This window comes from Alteromonas sp. C1M14 (assembly GCF_018860965.1).
Lineage (GTDB): Bacteria > Pseudomonadota > Gammaproteobacteria > Enterobacterales > Alteromonadaceae > Alteromonas.
Map to the genome: position 1 here is coordinate 258,624 of NZ_JAHKQF010000009.1, position 20,464 is coordinate 279,087.

Consider the following 20,464-nt stretch of genomic DNA (forward strand, 5'->3'; position numbering starts at 1 on the left):
ACAATAAATACAGTTATACCTTCCTGTTAGCTTGTTGCGCTTCCTGCCCCAATTTCAAACCATCGCGATAGGTTTAAATACAATGAGTATGGGAATATGAGTCAGGAAACGTCGAAAATATTGGTAGTTGATGACGATATGCGCTTACGCAGTCTGTTAGAGCGCTATTTAGTCGAACAGGGTTTTCAAGTCCGTTCTGCTGCCAATAGCGAACAAATGGATCGTCACCTTGAGCGCGAAAACTTTCATCTCATTGTCTTAGATTTAATGTTACCCGGTGAAGATGGCCTGTCTATTTGCCGACGACTACGGCAATCGGACAATGATGTGCCCATTATTATGTTAACCGCCAAGGGCGACGAAGTGGATCGCATCATTGGTTTGGAAATGGGCGCTGACGACTACTTACCCAAACCCTTCAACCCAAGAGAACTGCTTGCCCGAGCAAAGGCGGTATTGCGTCGCAAGATAGCCGATGCCCCTGGCGCCCCCTCTAAAGAACAGCAAATTGTGGCATTTGGTAACTATCGACTAAATCTAGCAACACGGGAAATGACCGGTGCAGGCAAACCTATGCCACTAACCAGTGGAGAATTTGCGGTATTAAAATCTTTAGTCACCCATCCCCGTGAGCCCTTGTCCCGTGACAAGTTAATGAATCTTGCCAGAGGACGGGATTACAGTGCCCTTGAACGAAGCATTGATGTGCAAGTGTCTCGTTTACGACGTATGCTAGAAAAAGATCCTGCCAGCCCACGTTACATTCAAACCGTATGGGGCTTAGGCTATGTTTTTGTTCCCGATGGTGAGGAACAGAGTTAGAGGGTATCACCGTCATGCGCCTTATTCCCGCCAGTGCGTTCGGCCAAACTGCGTTATTAATTGGCGTACTATTACTTATCAATCAGATCGTCTCGTATCTGTCTGTGACTTATTATTTTGTGCGCCCTACCACCCAACAAATAAGCAGTTTGCTTGCCACCCAAATGCAAAGCATTATTAGCCAAGATCTCCTCAACAAGCCTTTGGTTTCCCGCTTACAATATGCCGACCAAACAAACGTGGACATCATGACCACCGAACAGGCGTTGCAACAGGGATTGCAGCAGGCAACCCATTACAATTTTATGTCTGATCAAGTGTCAGCCAATATTGGCATAAGAACCGACGTACGCATTAGCAGTAATGACAGCCCAGTGGGCACGCCTTATCGCGTATGGCTTTCCCTTTCTACCTATCCTGAGGTATGGGTGAGTATTCCGTTAGGCAATGACAACGATTCAGGGTCCTCACCGCCACCAGGCATGTACTTAATGGTAATAGGCATACTAAGCGTTACCGGCGGTTGGTGGTTTGTCAGGCATTTAAACCGCCCCCTTAAAGCCTTACAGCAAGCAGCATTACAAGTGGGGAAAGGGCAATTTCCGCTGCCCCTTAAGGAACAGGGTAGTTCGGAAATGCGTGAGGTGACTCGGGCGTTTAACCGGATGAGCCAAGGCATTAAACAGTTGGAAGATGAACGCACCTTGATGACAGCCGGCATCTCCCACGATTTACGTACCCCCTTAACACGGATCCGTCTTGCCTCGGAAATGCTACCGGAAAATAGCCAATGGGTAAGCGAAGGCATTAACAATGATATTGAAGACATGAATGCCATCATTGATCAGTTCATTGAATACGCCCGCAACGACCGAACTGAACACTGGGAACAAGGTGATCTCAATGAACTCATAGAGAATATAACGGCTTCTCATCACCGCCAAAGCGACCACCACATCACCTTAAAATTACACGAACTACCGCAAATTTCTTTGCGCAAAACGGCCCTTAAACGTGTGGTTGAGAACTTACTGGAAAATGCATTTCGCTATGGCAGCAATGCCATTACTGTCACCACGTATTTCGACAACAAACAAAAACAGGTTTATTGCCGTGTTCGCGACTTTGGCCCCGGTATTCCCGAAGCCGCTCTTGATGATGTATTTATGCCATTTAAACAGGGAGATAAAGCCCGAGGTAGTATTGGCTCTGGCTTAGGGCTGGCCATTACCCGAAAGATTATCAATATGCACTACGGTGGCATTTCCCTGCGTAATCATCCAGAAGGGGGGCTGGTGGCCGAGTTTTGGTTACCTCTACGTCACTAACGCCCATTTCCGATAGTTAGATATCTGTAGAGTAAGCAGAATCGCTGGTGACAAAGCGGGGGAAATTAAAGCCGATGGCCAGTAATCCACACAACAGCAGTAGCATGGGATACCACGCATAAACCGACACCGCCAAAGGCGAAATCCCCCCCACGGCGGAAATGGTTAATATTTGCGCCCCGTAGGGAACGATCCCCTGGAAGCTACAGGAAAACACATCCAATATACTGGCTGTGCGGCGAGGATCCACACCATATTCACCATTCAGCTTACTGGCAATGGGGCCTGCCGCCACAATAGATATGGTGTTATTGGCGGTGGATAAATCTAAAATACTCACTAACGCTGCAATACTAAATTCGGCGCCCCGACGACTTTTGACCCGATAAGTCAGTACGCGAATAAGCCAAGCAATGCCACCATACGCGTACATAAGGCTGACAATGCCGCCAATGGTTAAAGCAATCATCGATAAGTTTTGCATCCACCCCATACCGGTTTGAATACTTTGCCACATAGCCATCACGCCAAAACTGCCACTGCCTAACCCAATAATACCTGCTGCCCCAATGCCCAGCGCCAAAACGAGGATCACATTTAGCCCTGCTAGCGCACTGATAATGATCACCAAGTAAGGCAATATGCGCACAAGATCGTAATCAGCCTGCTGCAATGCACTGCCTTCAGACACAGGAACAAACGTTAGAATAATGAGGGTAATTACACAGGCGGGTAATGTAATTAATAAATTAGCTTTAAATTTGTCAGTAAGCCGCACTCCTTGGCTACGGGTAGCGGCAATGGTGGTGTCAGAAACAAATGACAGGTTATCACCAAACATGGCGCCCCCCACAACCACACCAGCCAATAAGGCTTCAGACACACCCAATCCCTCGGAGAGCCCCAACCCTATGGGAGCAAGAGCGGTGATGGTGCCCGTGGATGTCCCCATGGAAAAGGAAATAAAACAACAGATTAAAAACAATCCAGGCAGGATCATGGGAGTAGGAATAACGCTAAGGGCTAAGTTTACCGTGGCATCTCGAGCCCCAATATCAATGGTCAGAGAATAAAACGCCCCAGCCAGTAAAAATATCAGTACTAAAAGTACAATATTACGATTACCGGCCCCTTCACAAAACAGGTTGAGCTTTTCCGACAAGGTAAGGGTTTTATGTTTAGGGTTAAGCAACAAGGCATACCCAGCGGAAAGAAAAAACGCCACAAGCACGGGCATGGAAGTAATATCATCAGTGGCGATACCCGCTACCAATACGGTGATAACGAAAAAGAGGATAGGCGTAAGCCCTAAAAAATTAGCAGGCGCGTGATGTTGCACAGTTCCCCGTCACGAAGGCAGCAAGTTGAATGCGGCGCAGTGTAGCCTAAACAAGAATGAAATTTTACTGCCTTATGAGAAAAAGTCATACCCATTTTATATCGATTGCCGATAAGATATGCCCTCGGCCATTAAACGTACAAAGCCCCACGCCTGAAAAGCGTATCGACGACATGCAGGCTAACGTAAATTTTTAATTAGGGAAAAATAATGAAAAAACTCATCGGAGCGTTAATCTTAAGTGTCAGCAGCATGGTATCCATGCAAGCGTCTGCTAACGCCTTAGGGGAATGTTTGGTAGATGCGCTCAACGGAAAAGAACGAAAAGAACTGGCTAAGTGGATCTATTTTTCGATGGCTGCCCATCCGGATATCATTGAGTTTGCCAATATTGCAGATGATGCCAGATTAAACTCAGACAAAGCCGTCGGGGCCCTCGTTACTCGTCTACTTGGCGAAGATTGCCCAGCGCAATTTAAAGCTGCGGTGCAAGTTGATCCAATGGCGACCCAACGTGCTTTTGAATTGGTAGGTCAGGTTGCCATGGGCGAACTCATGCAAAACATGAAAGTGACCCAAGCGATTAGCAATTATGCAAACTATATGGATATGTCAGTTATTCAAGCCGCTGCCACACAGTAAAAAAAAGCCCGCCTTTGCCGGCGGGCTTGTTATCAATGACATACCACTAATCGCTATAGCCAGGACCGGCCTTCACAATACTGTCACTAACATCGTATTTAGCAAAATTTGCCTGAAACTCAGTGATCAGGTTGTCTAAATACGTTTTATATTCGCTTTTGTCAGCCCACGTTTGCGAAGGCACTAACAATGCACTGTCTACACCGGGAACGGTTATAGGCACATCCACATTCAATCCATCAATATGCTGAGTAGGCACTTCGGCAAGGGCACCAGTAACAATAGCATCGACGATTGCCCGAGTAGTCGGAATGTCAAAGCGGGTTCCTTTCCCGTAAGGGCCTCCCGTCCATCCAGTGTTCACCAAGTACACTTTCGCCCCAAAGGATTTTACTCGCTTGATGAGTAAGTCGGCATAAACGCCGGCAGGTCGCGGGAAGAAAGGCGCACCAAAACACGTAGAAAAGGTAGATTCGATATCGCTTGTAGAACCAATTTCCGTTGAGCCGACTTTTGCTGTGTAACCACTTAAAAAGTGATATGCCGCCGCTTCTTCACTCAGCACCGAAACCGGTGGTAGTACACCACTTACATCACAAGTAAGAAAGACCACCGAACGGGGTTCACCGCCGCGATTTTCCGCGACTCTTTTTTCAATGTGTTCAAGGGGGTAAGCAGCACGGGAATTTTGTGTTAACGACACATCCGTATAATCAGGGGTGCGCGTGTCGGTTAACACCACATTTTCCAATATGGTACCAAACCGAATGGCATCCCAAATTACCGGTTCGTTTTTCTGCGATAGGTCGATGCATTTTGCATAACAGCCGCCTTCTATATTAAACACGCTGCCCGGTGCCCAGCCGTGTTCGTCATCACCAATAAGAAACCGCTTTGGATCAGCAGATAAGGTGGTTTTTCCTGTACCAGACAAGCCGAAAAATAAGGTTACATCACCACTTTCACCGACATTGGCAGAACAATGCATCGGCAAAACCTCTTTGCCGGGTAATAAAAAGTTTTGTACGCTAAACATGGCTTTTTTCATTTCACCGGCGTAACGCATTCCTGCAATCAGCACTTTTTTCTCGGCGAAATTAATGATAACCACACCATCACTGTTAGTGCCGTCTCGCTCAGGTTCACAGCAAAAACCCGGCACATTTAACACATCCCAAACATCATGGTTTTCACTGTTCCAAACCGTTGGTCGTATAAATAAATTACGGGCAAAAACATGTTGCCAGGCGGTTTGTGTTCTTACTTTAATGGGTAAGGCATGCTTAGGATCGGCTCCCACCTGTAAGTGAGACAAAAAATGCTCTTGTTCACCAAGATAAGATTCTACCCGTTGCCACAGAGCGGCGAACTTATCTGGCGCAAAAGGCCGGTTCACATTTCCCCAGTCAATATCGGCTTCAGTTGACGGCTCACGAACAATAAATCTATCTGCAGGAGATCGGCCTGTTCGGTGCCCGGTTTCAACCACAAGGGCGCCATTATCGGCTAATTTGCCTTCGCCTCGTTGTAATGCAATCTCGATGAGCTCTGCCGACGTTAAATCGGTAAGCGGTTGTACTGAATTGTCGGTTTGAATACGTGGTGCCGCCGTCATTTGTAAGCCCTTTGGTAAATTTTCAGATTAACTTTCAAAAATACTTCTACTTTTGATTGTATATAAAATAGGGCTTTGAGCAACATCAAAGTGGGAAATAGTGACTATTATTTGATCTAAATTACAGTTTTTATGCGCTTTACTTTCAGCATTAAAAACCAATTGAAGAAGTGAATGAAATATTTCTATATATATCTGGCAGCTACAAAAATTAAAAGACTTGTAATCAAGCATGTAACAAAACAAAAAAAGCGGCTTGCAGCCGCTTTTTCTTCGTTTTTAATGTATTTACATCACCGCTGAGATTACTTTTGCCTGAGCTAAGCGACCAGCCTTACTGATCTTTACGGGTTTCAGTAAAATGTCCGGCATGTATGGCTTCTACATCCACACTGTCGAAAATATATTCAGCGTGGCAATATTGGCAATTCATTTTGATTGCGCCGTCTTCTTCCACAATTTTTAACAGTTCAGCTTTATCTACATTGCGTAAAGCGTCTGCACTGCGTTGTTTTGAGCATGAACAGGCAAAGGTTACCTCTTGGGGTGAAAATACCTCAACCTCTTCTTGGTGAAATAAACGATAAAGAATATCGTTTACCGGTAATTCAAACATTTCTTTGTCAGACAGGGTTTCGGCAAGTTTACTGACATGCTCAAATTCGGTGTCCTGATCGACGTCTGTATTTGATGCCTGCGTGGGGAGTACCTGCAATAACATACCTGCCGAGCGCGCACGGTCAGCATGTTGTAAATCGGTCATCAAGATCACTTTCGTGGCCAATTGCTCAGACTGGGTAAAATACCCCTCTAAGCATTCAGCAAGGGTGGGTTTATCTAGTGGTACCACACCTTGATAACGCTCGCCTTCTTCTGGCGTAATGGTAATGACCATGACAGCGTCACTTAACAGGTCTTGGAAAGCCTCTGGCAGCTCAGAAAGGGTTTCATCCCATCTTGCCACCCCTCGCAAGGTGAAATCATCCGTGGCATTAATCACTGCATAGCTAACAGGGCCTTTACTTTGGATCTGAATCCCGATTTCGCCTTTGAATTTCAAAATCGCGGTGAGTAAACAAGTTGCCGCGGCCATTTCACTAAGTAAGTACTGGATTTGCAGCGGATACTCATAACTGTGGACAATTTTTTGTAAGCTATCTTCAAGACGTACCAGTTCGCCTCGCACATTAGCGGCGTTCAACAGATAGCGGTGAAGTTCATCATATTGGTTATTGGTCATGCCTGTTATCCTGTTCTAACAGCTTATTGCTGCTTAAATTTAATAATCTGTCGACGCTGTTTTTTGTCGGGTCTATGCTCTGGTCGAGGACTGTGAAAGGCACTCAACTTTCGCGCGGTCTGATTCGCTTCTCGCTGGGCAATGCTTTTTTCCGTTTCTTTATATAACGCCTGTGCTAGTGATGCACTAAGGCGTTTATCGCTGGTTTTAAGTACCTCTACTTCTTTAATATCCCACCCCGCGGGAACTTTTACCATGGCACCAGGCTCTACTGTTTTACCTGGCTTTGCACGCTGGCCGTTATAATGAACTTTTCCAGCCTGGACCATTTCTCTGGCGATCCCTCGCGTTTTAAAAAAACGTGCGGCCCAGAGCCATTTGTCGAGGCGAACATTAACGCCCGTGTCATCAGGATTACCTTTGCTCATGTAATATTTTTGTCACTCTTTCGTTTTACTGTTGTGACCCCCGCCTCGACTAGGCTATGATGAGTCGGCTATCGTGTGCATAATTCTAAATCAATGATTAAAAAAGCAGTATCTTCGACAACACATGACACTCGACAAATTTAATACCCAATCTCTGGCTCTCTTCTTCAGCCGGCATCAAAAACAACTTCATTTTGTCGTTGTCGTATTGCTGAGCCTGTATTTATTGGCATTTGCTGCACGACTAGTTTGGCAAATTATACCTGAACCAGATACCGCTGCCATACCTGCTGGTTTATCTTCCGGCCCACAACTTGTTCAACGAGGGCAAGGTGGGGTCAATTTAGCCCAATTACAACAGTTAAATTTATTTGGCCAGCCAATACAAAATGAATCGGTGGTTGACGAAAAACCCATCACCGATGCCCCAGAAACCAAACTTAAATTAACCCTTACCGGTGTAGTCGTAAGCTCAATAAAAGAAGAAGCCACTGCCATCATCGAGCATAAAGGGGTGCAAAATGTGTACGGCTTAGGGGAAAAAATTGAAAGAACCAATGCAACCTTGCATCAGGTTCATAGCGATCGGGTCATCATTAAAAATGGCATTCGTAAAGAAACCCTTATGTTGGACGGAATCGACTATGATGATGCCAATAAACAGGTAGCCAGAAACGAACCACCGCCACCACGCCGAGCCGGCCCACCGCAAAGAACCAATGTTGGCGACGCGCCCCAAGGCAAAGAAGTGAAGATCGACCAGGCCCTTGTCTCTCAATTACGCAAAAAACCTGGCAGCTTTACCGATTACATCGCTATTTCGCCAGCCATCGAAGAAGGCCAGCTAATAGGGTATAAAATTAAGCCAGGAAACAACTCTGCGTTGTTTGAATCGTCGGGACTTAAACCGGGCGATGTGGTGATACAAATAAACGGGCTGGATTTGACAGACACCCAACAGTCGTCAGCCGCGATGAATGCACTTCGTCAGGCCAGTACCATTGAATTAACACTGACCCGTGACGGTGAGTACATTACCGTGTATCTGGATATGCCAGAGCCGGATAATGCATAATAAAAGTAGGAAGATAGACTCATGAGGCAAAAGCGCCGAACCTTATTTTCGCGGATTACAGCCGCAATGTGTGCTGCTGCGCTGTGTGTTTCGGCAACAGCCGCAGAGTACATGCCAAATTTTAAAGATACAGATATCAACGAGTTCATTACCATCGTTGGTAAAAATCTGAAAAAAACCATCATTGTTGAGCCCAATGTTCGGGGCAAAATCAGCGTACGTTCATACGATATGCTCACCGAAGATCAATATTATCAATTCTTCCTGAATGTCTTGCAGGTGTACGATTTTGCCGTAGTAGAAATGCCCAGTGGCGTACTAAAAGTGGTGCGTTCTAAAGAAGCGAAAACCTCAAATATTCCCGTGGTCGAAGGCGATGCCCTAGACGGCGACGAAATGATTACCCGCGTAGTGCCAGTGTACAACGTTCCCGTTCGCGAACTGGCGCCTATTTTGCGCCAATTAAACGACCAAGCTGGTGGCGGCAATGTGGTAGCCCACGATCCATCAAATGTAATGATGCTGACCGGACGCGCTGCCGTGGTAAACCGCTTGGTAGAAATTATAGAGCGTGTTGACCGTGCCGGTGACGAAGAAGTAGAGATTGTTAAGTTACATTATGCGTCAGCCTCAGAAATGGTCCGTATTGTAGACAGTATTAACAAGTCACAAAGCAAAACCGCCACCACCGCTAAATCGAGTCCTCGCGCCGTGGCAGATGACCGTACCAACTCGGTTATTGTTAGTGGCGATGCGCAATCCAGAGCCCGTATTGTCAATCTTATCCAGCGCATGGATCAAGAATTAGAAACCACCGGCAATACCCAGGTTATTTTCCTTAATTATGCCAAAGCTGAAGATGTCGTTAAGGTATTACAAGGGGTTTCATCCAGTATCCAAGCTGAAGATAAAGGCTCGACACAAACAGCCCGCACCTCGGCGAACCGTGAAATTAGTATTGAAGCCCACGACCCCTCCAATTCAGTGGTAATTACCGCAGAACCGGACATGATGCGTTCGTTGGCAGAGGTTATTCGCCAACTGGATGTGCGCCGAGCCCAGGTTCAAGTAGAAGCCATTATTGTAGAAGTCTACGAAAGCAACGGTGCCACCTTAGGTGTGCAGCTCGTTTCCGAAGCCGGCGGCGGTACCCAATTTAGTAACGGCATCGTCCCTGTAGGCTCGCTAGCCGTAGCCATCAAGGAAGCCGAAGATACCACCGATACCGAAGCCTATATCACCGACGATGGTGATGTTGTATCGGTGACCACCACCGATGATGGTGACTACAGTTCCCTTTCCAGTTTACTTAGCGGGACCAACGGCTTGCTCGCGGGTATCATCAAAAACGGGTGGGGTGCGGTTATTCAAGCGGTCAATACTGACACCAATTCCAACGTACTTGCGACGCCCCATTTAACCACCATGGACAATGAAGAAGCCTTTTTCATTGTGGGTCAGGAAGTTCCGGTTATCACTGGCACAACCACCGGCGACAATAACTCCAATCCGTTCCAAACCGTTGATCGTCAAGAAGTCGGTATTAAGCTTAAAGTCACGCCGCAAATTAACGAAGGCGATGCCGTTCAGTTAACCATCGAACAAGAAGTCTCTTCGGTAAGTGGAACCACGGCAGTGGATATCTCCATCAATAAAAGACAGATCAAAACCACGGTTATAGTGGATGATGGCGGTACCATCGTACTGGGTGGTTTAATAGATGAAGACGTACAAGAGAGTGTCTCTAAGGTGCCAATTCTTGGTGATATTCCGTATATCGGCAACTTGTTTAAGTCTACCTCGTCAAGTAAGCGTAAGCGTAATTTGATGGTCTTTTTAAAGCCCACTATTATTCGTGATGGGGTAACGGCCAACGAAATTAGCCATAGAAAATATAATTACATTCGTGCTCAGCAATTAAAACGCCATTCTGAAGGTGTTTCACTGATGCCTGGCGCAGAACAACCTTCCATGCCAAAGTGGGATGACGCCCTTTCATTGCCGCCATCCTTTGAAGATTATATTTTGGAAAAAGATAAGCAAAAAGAGAGCGAAAAAGAGGACAACGAGTAGTCATGGCTGCAAATCAAGATCCGCTTGAGCAGGCTATCGAGGCACAAGAAGAAGCATTAGATAGTCTTGCTGATGACAACGTAGTTGAAGACGCTGGCGGGCCCCGTCAGTTGAGCTTTAGCTTCGCAAAGCGAAATCATGTTTTGCTTGAAACCAATAGTGATCCTGTCACCTTGTATTATACCGAGGCGACACCTTTTAGCATTTTTGCTGAGGTAAGACGGTTCTTTGGCGAACCTTTCACGCTGGTTGAAATTCCCCAAGACCAATTTGAGAGTTTACTCACACAAGCTTTCCAACGGGATTCTTCCGCGGCCAAGCAATTAATGGAAGACTTAGGCAACGAAAGTGACCTCTTTGCCTTGGCAGAAGAACTTCCCGACACTGAAGATCTGCTCGACAGCGAAGACGATGCGCCGATTATTAAATTAATCAATGCCATGTTAGGGGAAGCCATCAAGGAAGGAGCCTCAGACATACATATCGAAACCTTCGAAAACCAATTGGTGGTGCGCTTTCGTGTTGATGGCGTACTGCGAGAAATATTACGGCCAAACCGTAAATTATCCTCTATGTTGGTGTCTCGAATTAAGGTTATGGCGAAGCTAGATATCGCAGAAAAGCGGGTTCCTCAAGATGGCCGGATTACACTACGTATTGCCGGTCGAGCGGTGGATGTTCGGGTGTCAACCATGCCATCGAATCACGGTGAGCGGGTGGTATTACGTTTACTGGATAAAAATAATGCGCGATTAAATCTTGCCGATTTAGGTATGACAAAAGCGAACCGGGATATTTTCTCTTCGTTAATTCGTAAGCCCCACGGCATTATTTTGGTCACCGGCCCCACAGGCTCAGGGAAAAGTACCACCTTGTATGCAGGTCTTACTGAAATAAACTCTAAAGATCGCAATATTCTCACCGTTGAAGACCCCATTGAATTTGACCTGCCCGGCATTGGCCAAACCCAGGTCAATCCGCGGGTGGATATGACATTTGCGCGGGGGTTACGGGCGATTCTTCGTCAGGATCCCGATGTAGTAATGGTAGGGGAAATTCGTGATATTGAAACCGCTCAAATTGCGGTGCAAGCCAGTTTAACCGGCCACTTAGTATTGTCCACCTTACACACCAATACAGCAGCCGGTGCCATTACCCGGTTAGAAGACATGGGCATTGAACCCTTCTTAATGTCTTCCAGTTTGCTGGCCGTACTTTCACAACGCTTAGTGAGAACCTTGTGTAAAGAGTGTCGTAAGCCAACCACTGCAAATGAACAGCAAGCGGCCTTATTAGGCGTAGCCGACGGCGACCCCTTGCCCACCATTTACCAACCTTCAGGTTGCGCTGCGTGTAATCAAACCGGCTATCGAGGTCGAACGGGTATTCACGAGTTACTGCTAGTGGATGAACCTATTCGAGATATGATGCACGAAGGCAAAGGTGAACAAGCAATCGAACGCTATATCCGCAAAACCACACCGAGCATTCGTGATGACGGATGCCAAAAAGTACTAGCCGGAGAAACATCTCTTGAAGAAGTTCTGCGCGTAACGCGGGAGGACTAATTAATGGCTGCGTTTTCCTATAAGGCCCTGAATGCCAGCGGTCGTAATAAACAAGGGGTATTAGAAGGTGATAATGCCCGCCAGGTACGTCAACAATTACGTGAAAAAGGGCTGATCCCTCTTGAAGTAGAGATTGTGGCGGAAAAGTCCAGCACCAAAGGTAGTGGCTTTAGCTTTTTTAAACCCCGAATTTCTGCCTCAGACCTAGCCTTGCTGACTCGTCAAATTGCAACGTTGGTGGAATCGGCACTGCCCATCGAAGAAGCCTTACTTGCTGTTGCCGAGCAAAGTGAAAAACCCCGGCATAAGAACATGATGATGGCGGTGCGCAGTAAGGTGGTTGAGGGCCATGGTTTGGCTGACGCATTGGGACAGTTTCCTAGCGTGTTTGACGAATTGTATCGCGCCATGGTGGCCGCCGGTGAAAAATCCGGCCATTTAGACGTGGTCTTAAACCGATTAGCCGACTATACCGAGCGTCGACAACAAACCCGTAGCCAAATCACACAAGCCATGGTGTATCCCGCTATTATGCTGATATTTGCCGTGGGGGTCATTTCTTTACTACTTACCGTTGTGGTACCTAAAATAGTGGGGCAATTTGAGCACATGGGTCAGGATATCCCTGTGATCACGCAAATTCTTATTAGTATTAGTGAGTGGATGCAGAACTACGGCCTTTTACTACTATTATTTATTGTCATCATGGTAGTGATATTTAATCGGGTTGTGCAAAAGCCGGCGATGAAGTTGAAATACCATCACGCTATTTTACAAATGCCCGTACTGGGCAAAGTGAGTAAAGGGCTTAACACCGCCCGTTTTGCCCGAACGTTAAGCATTCTCTCTTCCAGTGCCGTTCCTTTGCTTGAAGCCATGCGTATTTCGGCAGATGTTTTACAAAACCAACATATTAAGAACCAAATCACTGAAGCTGCGGTCAATGTTAAAGAAGGCAGTAGTTTACGCGCTTCGTTGGAGAAAACCCGAATCTTTCCCCCCATGATGATGCACATGATTGCATCCGGTGAAAAATCCGGAGAACTCCAACAAATGCTTGGACGGGCAGCGGACAATCAAGATCGTGAGTTTGAAACTCAGGTCAGTATCTCTCTTAAAATTTTTGAACCTATGCTGATAGTTGTCATGGCCCTTGTGGTGCTATTTATTGTGATGGCTATTTTGCAACCCATATTAGCAATGAATCAAATGGTGAATATTTAATGAAAACGATGAAAAGACACTCCGGTTTTACCCTTATCGAGGTGATGATCGTACTGGTGATCATCGGTATTATCGCGTCAATGGTGCTACCTAACGTCATTGGTAATCAGGAAATCGCGCAAAAGAAAAAAGCCGCGGTGGATATCCAGCAGTTAGAAAGCGCCATGGCCATGTATAAAATGCAGGCCAATCGTTATCCCACCTCAGAACAAGGGCTTGACGCACTGGTAGAAAAGCCTGCGGTTGATCCTGTACCAAGAAACTATCCCACCGGCGGCATTATTCAGCGCTTACCGGAAGATCCTTGGGGTAACCCGTATCAGTTTATCAGTCCTGGAGAAGTGGGTGATTACGATATCTACTCCAACGGTCCCGACGGCGAACCCGGCACTGATGATGACATTGGTACCTGGAACGTGAACGAATATTTGTAACTCGGACACCGTCATGAAGCAGCCTCAACAACCATTATCAACGCGTGCCATGCAGGGTTTCACCCTGCTGGAAGTCATGTTGGTAATGGTGCTGATGGGGCTGGCTGCCAGCTTTGTGGTATTCAATGCCTTTGGGGTCAATCAATCTGATCAGCTAAAAAAAGAAGCCAATCGTTTGCAGGTGCTTATGGACATGGCCAGCGATTATGCGGTGTTAAACCAACGTCAACTGGGCGTACGTTTCGAAAAAGAGCGCCGCGAATATTACTTTGTTTATCTTGACGATGACGACAAATGGCAAAAAATAAATAACGAAAAACTCTATGCCCCTCACACCTTAGCGGACCAGTTTACCTTTTCTCTTAACTTAGATGATTTGCCTTGGGATACGGAAGATCAGCTGTTTGAACGGGATGTGTTTGACGAAAACTTTTCCCTTGATGATACCAGTACAAACATTGGCGACGAGGAAGAGAAAGTTTTACCACCACCACAAGTGTTAATTATGTCCAGCGGTGAGATCACCCCTTTTAGCCTCGCCTTTATCTATGAGCCTGGTTTAAGTAGTGAACAGCCGGTTTACTTCGAATTGCAGAATAAAGATATACCGCCGTTATTGTTAAACGGTCCTTTAGAGAACCTCCCAGAATGATCCTGTCACCAACCAAACAGTCCGGTCTTACCCTACTGGAAGTCATGGCAGCGATTGTGATTTTTGCCCTTGCCGGCACAGCGGCGTTAAAAGCGGCGTCAGATCATTTACTCAGTGTGGGTAAAATTGAAGAAACTACCTTTGCCACCTGGGTTGCAAATAATCGCATTAACCAAGTAAAGCTAACGGGAAGCTGGCCACCACAAAATAATGTTCGTGGTACCACCGAGATGGCTGACCGCACCTGGTATTGGCAACAAGCTGTACAAAAAACTGCCAATGAGGAACTACGCTCATTGGAAATCAGCGTGGGCTTGGACGGCGACTATAACGCCTTTACCACCACAGTAGTAACCTTTGTTGCAGAGCCCGCATCTGTGGCCGACACCGATGACGATTCGGCTAACGATGCCGATGATCTCAATGATGACGACGATGATGAGGATGATAACTCATGAAGCAACAGGGTTTTACCCTCATCGAGATCCTCATTGCCATCGCCATCTTTGCGTTTATTGGGGTGGCATCAACATCGGTACTCACTACGGTTTTAGACAGTGATGAGCTGTCATCAGCTCGGTTTGACAAATTACAGCGCTTGCAGCGGGCCGTCACCATCATTGAACGTGACATAGAACAAGCGGTGCCCCGGGCGGTACGAGTAAATGGTGAAGCGTCTGAAACCGTTATGCGTGGCGGCGATCCTGATGAGTCTGATGGTCTTGCCATCGCTTTTGTCCGTAGTGGCTGGCAAAACCCTCAAATGATGTTGCCTCGTAGTACCCTTCAAGCGGTGGCGTATCGATTGCGAGACGACAAATTAGAGCGTTTGTACACCAATTATGTTGATAGCGTCAGCGGCACTGAACCTAAAGTCCGAGAATTACTCGACAACATTACAGATTTTAAAGTGGAATTTGTGGTCGATCTTGAGCAAGAAGACGACGCCCTATCCGATGATGATGATCTAGATTGGCGCGACACCTTTGTGGGCTCGACGTTACCGAAAGCCGTTGCCTTTGAATTTGTCAGCAAAGACTTTGGCAAAATACGCCGCGAATTTACCCTAAGCGGAGCCTCCTTATGAGAGTGCCATCACAGCAGCGAGGCGTAGCACTGCTTATTGTGTTGATGATTGTCGCCCTTGTAGTGATCGTAGCTGCAGACATGGGCTCACGGCTACAGATTCAAGTGCAGCGTACCATTAATATAAAAGACAACAACCAAGCCTATTGGTATGCCTTAGGCGCAGAAGCCTTTGCCCGTACGTCCATTGCTACCTTGCTCGATGAAAGCGACGATAAGGTGGTACTAAGCGAAGAATGGGCGCAGGAATTTATGTACCCTGTAGATAATGGAACGATAAAAGCGCAATTAGAAGATGCCCAAAGTTGCTTCAATTTAAATGCTTTGTCACCTAGCGATAATGACAGAAGCAGCCAAACCCAAGCCTCGGAAGAAATGGAAGCTTTTGCGGCAATGCTTGAAGCCACCGGCGATGACATCGACAGTTACACCGCAGAAACCGTGAGAGACGGACTTGCAGACTGGCTAGATAGTGACACCAGCATGCGCACATACGGTGCGGAAGATAGCGAATATGAAAGCTTAGAGCACCCTTATCTTGCCGCCAATAGCCTGATGACGAATCAATCGGAATTACGCTTAATTAACGGTGTAAGTCCTACTTGGCTAAACGATATCTTACCGCTCATTTGCGTGATCCCCGATGAAACCACCTTGGCGATTAACGTCAATACGTTAACCGAAGAGCGGGCCCCTATTCTTGCCGGTCTTACCGGATTATCATTGTCACAGGCAAGTAACCTGATTAGCAGTCGCTCGGAAGACGGGTGGAGCACCATTGACGATTTTTTAAATGAACCTACTATGGCAGCGTTGGATTTAAGTGACACACAACGAGATTGGTTTACCGTTACCACGAAGTATTTTATCTTGCATATTAAAACCAGTTATAACAACGCTACATTTTCTTTAACCAGCTTGTTTAGCGCCGAAGGTGGCGAAAGCGTACAGGTAGTACGCCGTGAATTCGGAGGAGTAAAGTAATGGAACAACTTCTAGTCAGATTGGGTTCCCGGCATGACGCACCTGTACAATGGCTGGTTTGGTCAGCCAGCGAACGTGAAATTATCGCTTCAGGAGAATTACCTGATGCGGCGCACCTTGCTTCGCTAAAAGAGCGGGCCGGGCAACGTCCAGTGATTGCTCTTGCCCCCGGCAGCGACATCTTGCTGAAATGGGTTAATCTACCGCCTAGAGCCGGCAGAAAAATTCTATCTGCACTGCCTTTTATGCTGGAAGACGAGTTAGCCGAAGATATTAACCAACAGTTTTTTGCCATTGGGCCAAAACGAGGTGATAAACAAGCCGTCGCGGTGGTTTCCCATGAAAAAATGAATAATTGGCAGCAGTGGCTAAAAGATGCGGGTTTACTTTGCGACAGACTGATACCTGATGTCCTTGCCGTGCCGCTGACCCAAAACGGTTGGTCGGTATTAACCCTAGGTGAAGACATATTATTGCGAGAAGATGAATGGCAAGGGATGCAAGGCGAAGCCTCGTGGGTCTTGCCCGCCTTCACCCACATCCTGCGACAACAAGACGCTCAGGTGGTGGTGCGTAATTATTCTGATCATGATCTCAGTGCCTTGCCCAACGCCACCGTTGAACAAGAACAGCTTGAATTACCGATGCACGTATTAGCCATGGAAGCCTCCCGCGCCGACTTCAACCTTTTACAAGGGGAATATCGTGCAAAACGTAAGCGAGCGGGTCAATGGTATCAATGGCGTGTGGCAGCCGTATTGGCCGTCATTGCATTAACCACATCGCTGATTGATAAGGGGGTTACCCTTTATCAACTTAAACAAGCCAATGCCAAACTCAGTCAGAACATCGACAATGTGGTAAAAGCCGGGTTTCCTAATTTAGGAACCTACCGAGATGTGAAGCTTAAAATTCGAAGTGAAATGGCCAAGTTAGAGCAGGGCGGCGGTGGTAGCTCACTGCTGGTGATGATGGAACAATTAACCCCAGCATTTTCGACTTCGCAGATAAAACCGCAAACCATTCGTTTCGATTCCGTGCGAACCGAGCTTAGAATGCAGGCTCAGGGCAAGAGTTTTGAGTCCCTTGAGCAGTTTCGTCGTCAGGCCGAAGGTGCGGGTTTTGAGGTGGAACAAGGCGCGATCAATAACCGCGATGACATGGTCATCGGTACCGTATCCATTCGGGGTTAAGCATGAAGAAAATAATCGAAAAATACAAAGAACTCAGCGAACGTGAACAGCGCCTAACACTCATTTCAGGTGTGGTGATTATCATTGCCCTTTTTTATTGGGTAATTTGGCAGCCACTTACCGTAGGCGTTGCTCAACAAACCGCACGATTGGAATCCCAGCAAGCGCTGCTGACATGGGTAAACGAGCAAAGTAATCGCGCACAACAACTACGCCGCAGTAGCGGTAAAACCCCATTTAACGGCTCGTTAGCCCAAGGGGTCAATAATGCCGCAGAACGCTTTAATATTGCGATTGCACGTATGCAGCCCCAAGACGATGAGCTACAAGTAACGGTTGATGAAGCACCTTTTAACCTTGTTCTTGATTGGCTACAAGCGATGGAAGCGATGGGGATCCGTATTATTCAGGCCGATTTTGCCGAGGGAGATGATCCCGGGATGATCAAAATTCGTCGACTTCAGTTAGGTAAATAATGAAAGCTAAGATTTTATGGACCTTCGCCGCCGTCGTGGTGTTTTTGTTTTTTGTTGTCCTTTATATGCCCGCCAGTCAGGTGATTAACCCTCAGATGCTGCCTAAAAACGTGAACATCTATGGGGTTAGCGGCACAGTCTGGCATGGAAAAGCCCAAGCTGTCGTCATCGACGGCATTCCTGTCACTGATGTGGCATGGGATATTGCAGGCTTCCCCCTTTTAATCGGCCAACTCAGCGCTGACGTAAAAGGTGGCAATTTACGTGATGCCAACGAAGTCTCCTTTAAAGGGGCGGTAAATGTAAGTGCCTTTTCACCGGAACAAGTTAATGCTGACGATGTGCTTTTATTTCTTCCTGTGGATAGAATTCTAGCGCACATACAGTTGCCCCTACCGGTGGATGCCGGTGGCCGTTTTCGCGTGCGCTTAGACGATTTTTCTTTTGGCCCAGAATGCCAAAGCATGGCGGGACACGGCGACTGGTTAAATGCCACCGTAGCAGGTACACGTGGTCCCATCGATTTTGGTAATTATTCGGCACAGTTAAGCTGTGAAGGAAAAGATATCGGTATAACCGTCACCGAGCCTAACAAGCTAGGGTTAACCCTTCAGGCGGTGTTAGCGGCAAACTTTAATGGATTTTCAGTTCAAGGTAAGTTCAAACCAGAGGCGGATTTACCAGAAGAAGTGCATCAAGCAGCGGCCATTTTTGGTGCGCCAGATGCTGATGGCTATATTTCCTTTTCCCTGTAAAAAAAGGGCGCTGAAGCGCCCTTTTTTCTAGCTTATTGATTTACTCGGCAATGAAAATTGCTTTTTCATTCACAAACTCCTTCATGCCAAAGCCGCCATGTTCTCTGCCGTACCCACTGTCTTTAACGCCACCAAATGGCAAATTAGGCTGGGCCAGTGAGTAACCATTGATGTTTACCATACCGGTATCAAATTCTTCCCGCGCCAAACGGATGGCCTTTTCTTTGTCTGTGGTAAAGATACCGCCACCTAACCCGTAGCGAGAGTCGTTGGCGATCTTCATCGCTTGGGCATCATCTTGGGCACGGATAAAAGACGCCACCGGACCAAATAATTCATCATCATAGGCTGGCATACCCGGCGTAATCTCTTCTAAAATGGTCACCGGATAAAACCACCCGGTTTGCTGAGGAACTTCGCCGCCCATTACCAGCTTGGCGCCATTTTCCACTGAGGTTTGCACTTGCTCGTGTAGCTTATCCCGTAAATCTTCACGGGCCATTGGCCCTAAGTCAGTGCCCTTCGCTGCAGGATCTCCCATGGTCAATGCTTTGAATGCGGCCACAAACTTCTGCTTAAAGTCGTCATACACAGCATCCACAATAATAAAGCGTTTTGCAGCCACACAGGTTTCACCATTATTGATGATGCGCCCCTGCACACAAGCTTCTACTGCCGTATCAATATCGGCGTCTGAAAGCACCACAAAGGCATCGTTACTACCTAATTCCAGCACGGTTTTCTTGGCTAAACCCGCCGCGGTTTCGGCCACGGATTTACCCACATTGTCGCTACCGGTGAAGGTCACGCCGCGCACCTTGTCGTGCTTGATTAAAGCGCTAGCGGTCTTACCGTCAGCTAACAACGACTGGTACACGTACTGGGGGAAACCGGCGTCTTCGTATAAGGTTTGAATCATTTGCGCCATGCCAAACACGTTTTTAGCATGTTTTAGCACCGTTGTGTTTCCGGCCATAATATTGGCCGCACTGTAGCGGATCACCTGATAAAGCGGAAAGTTCCAAGGCTGGATCCCTAAAATCACCCCAATTGGCTGGTAGGTAATAATGGCGCTACCACCGTCATAAACCCTATTTTCATCTTCCAGCAAAGCCTCGCCATTGTCTGCGGAGTAGCGACAAATATTGGCGCAAAGCTCTACTTCTTGCTTGCCTTGCTCGGCAACTTTTCCCATTTCTTTTACCATAAGGGCGGTAATTTCATCACTCCGTTCGGTGATAAGATCTGCCAACTTATGTAGACACTCAGCCCGTTCGCTAAAGGACGTTTTTTTCCACGATAAAAATGCTTGGTGGGCGTTATCTACGGCTTTGTTAGCATCGGCCTCAGAAAGTAAGCCATACTCGGCGATGGGCTGTTCTGTGACCGGATTAATGGTGACTATTTTATCTGACATTGGATAAACTCCTGTTTTTCACTATGTGAAACAGAAGTTGCAACTATAACGCCAAGTAAGTAAAAACCATTTTTTATCTATTTTTCATATAGTTAAAAATTTCACACCGATTC

General features: G+C 46.9%; 20 protein-coding genes. 15 read left to right on the forward strand and 5 right to left on the reverse strand.

What is annotated here, in order from left to right:
- The first annotated feature begins 96 nt into the window (after positions 1–96).
- Positions 97–822 carry a two-component system response regulator OmpR gene (ompR, locus tag KO501_RS08735; RefSeq protein ID WP_216029270.1) on the forward strand — a complete coding sequence of 242 codons (726 nt, stop codon included), beginning with the start codon at positions 97–99 and terminating at the stop codon, positions 820–822.
- Positions 823–836: 14 nt separating this feature from the next.
- The gene (gene envZ, locus KO501_RS08740; RefSeq protein ID WP_216029271.1) at positions 837–2,150 is read left to right on the forward strand and encodes a two-component system sensor histidine kinase EnvZ; all 1,314 of its coding nucleotides are present in this window, start codon (positions 837–839) and stop codon (positions 2,148–2,150) included.
- Between the two features lie 16 nt (positions 2,151–2,166).
- On the opposite strand, the gene KO501_RS08745 is transcribed toward envZ, so the two are convergent.
- Positions 2,167–3,489: a Na+/H+ antiporter NhaC family protein gene (locus KO501_RS08745; RefSeq protein WP_216029272.1), complete on the reverse strand. Its 1,323-nt coding sequence runs from the start codon at positions 3,487–3,489 to the stop codon at positions 2,167–2,169.
- A gap of 210 nt (positions 3,490–3,699) precedes the next feature.
- On the opposite strand from KO501_RS08745, the gene KO501_RS08750 reads away from it, so the two are divergent.
- A complete protein-coding gene (locus tag KO501_RS08750) occupies positions 3,700–4,131 on the forward strand; it encodes a hypothetical protein (RefSeq protein WP_216029273.1) in 432 nt (143 codons plus the stop codon).
- Positions 4,132–4,177: 46 nt separating this feature from the next.
- Here the strand turns inward: KO501_RS08750 and KO501_RS08755 are convergent, their stop codons facing one another.
- The 3 genes from KO501_RS08755 to hslR form a co-directional block, all read right to left on the reverse strand.
- The gene (locus tag KO501_RS08755; protein WP_216029274.1) at positions 4,178–5,746 is read right to left on the reverse strand and encodes a phosphoenolpyruvate carboxykinase; all 1,569 of its coding nucleotides are present in this window, start codon (positions 5,744–5,746) and stop codon (positions 4,178–4,180) included.
- Positions 5,747–6,080: 334 nt separating this feature from the next.
- The gene (hslO, locus tag KO501_RS08760; RefSeq protein WP_216029275.1) at positions 6,081–6,986 is read right to left on the reverse strand and encodes an Hsp33 family molecular chaperone HslO; all 906 of its coding nucleotides are present in this window, start codon (positions 6,984–6,986) and stop codon (positions 6,081–6,083) included.
- 23 nt (positions 6,987–7,009) lie between these two features.
- Entirely contained in the window at positions 7,010–7,414 is a 405-nt protein-coding gene (hslR, locus tag KO501_RS08765) for a ribosome-associated heat shock protein Hsp15 (RefSeq protein ID WP_216029276.1), read from the reverse strand.
- Positions 7,415–7,538: 124 nt separating this feature from the next.
- Here hslR and gspC point away from each other — a divergent pair, with 124 nt between their 5' ends.
- The 12 genes from gspC to KO501_RS08825 are packed head-to-tail and all read left to right on the forward strand — an operon-like array spanning position 7,539 to position 18,934.
- Positions 7,539–8,489, forward strand: a complete 951-nt coding sequence (gene gspC / locus KO501_RS08770) for a type II secretion system protein GspC (protein ID WP_216029277.1) — start codon at positions 7,539–7,541, stop codon at positions 8,487–8,489.
- 21 nt (positions 8,490–8,510) lie between these two features.
- The gene (gene gspD / locus KO501_RS08775; RefSeq protein WP_216029278.1) at positions 8,511–10,562 is read left to right on the forward strand and encodes a type II secretion system secretin GspD; all 2,052 of its coding nucleotides are present in this window, start codon (positions 8,511–8,513) and stop codon (positions 10,560–10,562) included.
- Positions 10,563–10,564: 2 nt separating this feature from the next.
- Complete coding sequence (gspE, locus tag KO501_RS08780) at positions 10,565–12,130, forward strand: type II secretion system ATPase GspE (protein WP_216029279.1); 1,566 nt, start codon at positions 10,565–10,567, stop codon at positions 12,128–12,130.
- A gap of 3 nt (positions 12,131–12,133) precedes the next feature.
- Positions 12,134–13,354: a type II secretion system inner membrane protein GspF gene (gene gspF, locus KO501_RS08785; protein WP_216029280.1), complete on the forward strand. Its 1,221-nt coding sequence runs from the start codon at positions 12,134–12,136 to the stop codon at positions 13,352–13,354.
- Positions 13,354–13,788 carry a type II secretion system major pseudopilin GspG gene (gene gspG, locus KO501_RS08790; protein ID WP_216029281.1) on the forward strand — a complete coding sequence of 145 codons (435 nt, stop codon included), beginning with the start codon at positions 13,354–13,356 and terminating at the stop codon, positions 13,786–13,788. Before gspF ends, gspG begins: the two co-directional genes overlap by 1 nt.
- A gap of 13 nt (positions 13,789–13,801) precedes the next feature.
- Positions 13,802–14,440: a type II secretion system minor pseudopilin GspH gene (gene gspH, locus KO501_RS08795; RefSeq protein WP_216029282.1), complete on the forward strand. Its 639-nt coding sequence runs from the start codon at positions 13,802–13,804 to the stop codon at positions 14,438–14,440.
- Positions 14,437–14,898, forward strand: coding sequence for a type II secretion system minor pseudopilin GspI (gene gspI, locus KO501_RS08800; RefSeq protein WP_216029283.1), 462 nt, complete (start codon positions 14,437–14,439; stop codon positions 14,896–14,898). The genes gspH and gspI overlap by 4 nt, the downstream gene beginning before the upstream one ends.
- Positions 14,895–15,527 carry a type II secretion system minor pseudopilin GspJ gene (gspJ, locus tag KO501_RS08805; protein WP_216029284.1) on the forward strand — a complete coding sequence of 211 codons (633 nt, stop codon included), beginning with the start codon at positions 14,895–14,897 and terminating at the stop codon, positions 15,525–15,527. Before gspI ends, gspJ begins: the two co-directional genes overlap by 4 nt.
- On the forward strand, positions 15,524–16,510 hold the full coding sequence (gene gspK / locus KO501_RS08810) for a type II secretion system minor pseudopilin GspK (RefSeq protein WP_216029285.1): 987 nt from the start codon (positions 15,524–15,526) through the stop codon (positions 16,508–16,510). The genes gspJ and gspK overlap by 4 nt, the downstream gene beginning before the upstream one ends.
- Positions 16,510–17,703, forward strand: coding sequence for a type II secretion system protein GspL (gene gspL / locus KO501_RS08815; protein ID WP_216029286.1), 1,194 nt, complete (start codon positions 16,510–16,512; stop codon positions 17,701–17,703). Before gspK ends, gspL begins: the two co-directional genes overlap by 1 nt.
- A 2-nt stretch (positions 17,704–17,705) precedes the next feature.
- Entirely contained in the window at positions 17,706–18,179 is a 474-nt protein-coding gene (locus KO501_RS08820; RefSeq protein WP_216029287.1) for a type II secretion system protein M, read from the forward strand.
- Positions 18,179–18,934: a type II secretion system protein N gene (locus tag KO501_RS08825; RefSeq protein ID WP_216029288.1), complete on the forward strand. Its 756-nt coding sequence runs from the start codon at positions 18,179–18,181 to the stop codon at positions 18,932–18,934. The genes KO501_RS08820 and KO501_RS08825 overlap by 1 nt, the downstream gene beginning before the upstream one ends.
- Positions 18,935–18,974: 40 nt before the next feature.
- Here the strand turns inward: KO501_RS08825 and KO501_RS08830 are convergent, their stop codons facing one another.
- Complete coding sequence (locus KO501_RS08830; protein WP_216029289.1) at positions 18,975–20,351, reverse strand: NAD-dependent succinate-semialdehyde dehydrogenase; 1,377 nt, start codon at positions 20,349–20,351, stop codon at positions 18,975–18,977.
- Between the last annotated feature and the right edge of the window lie 113 nt (positions 20,352–20,464).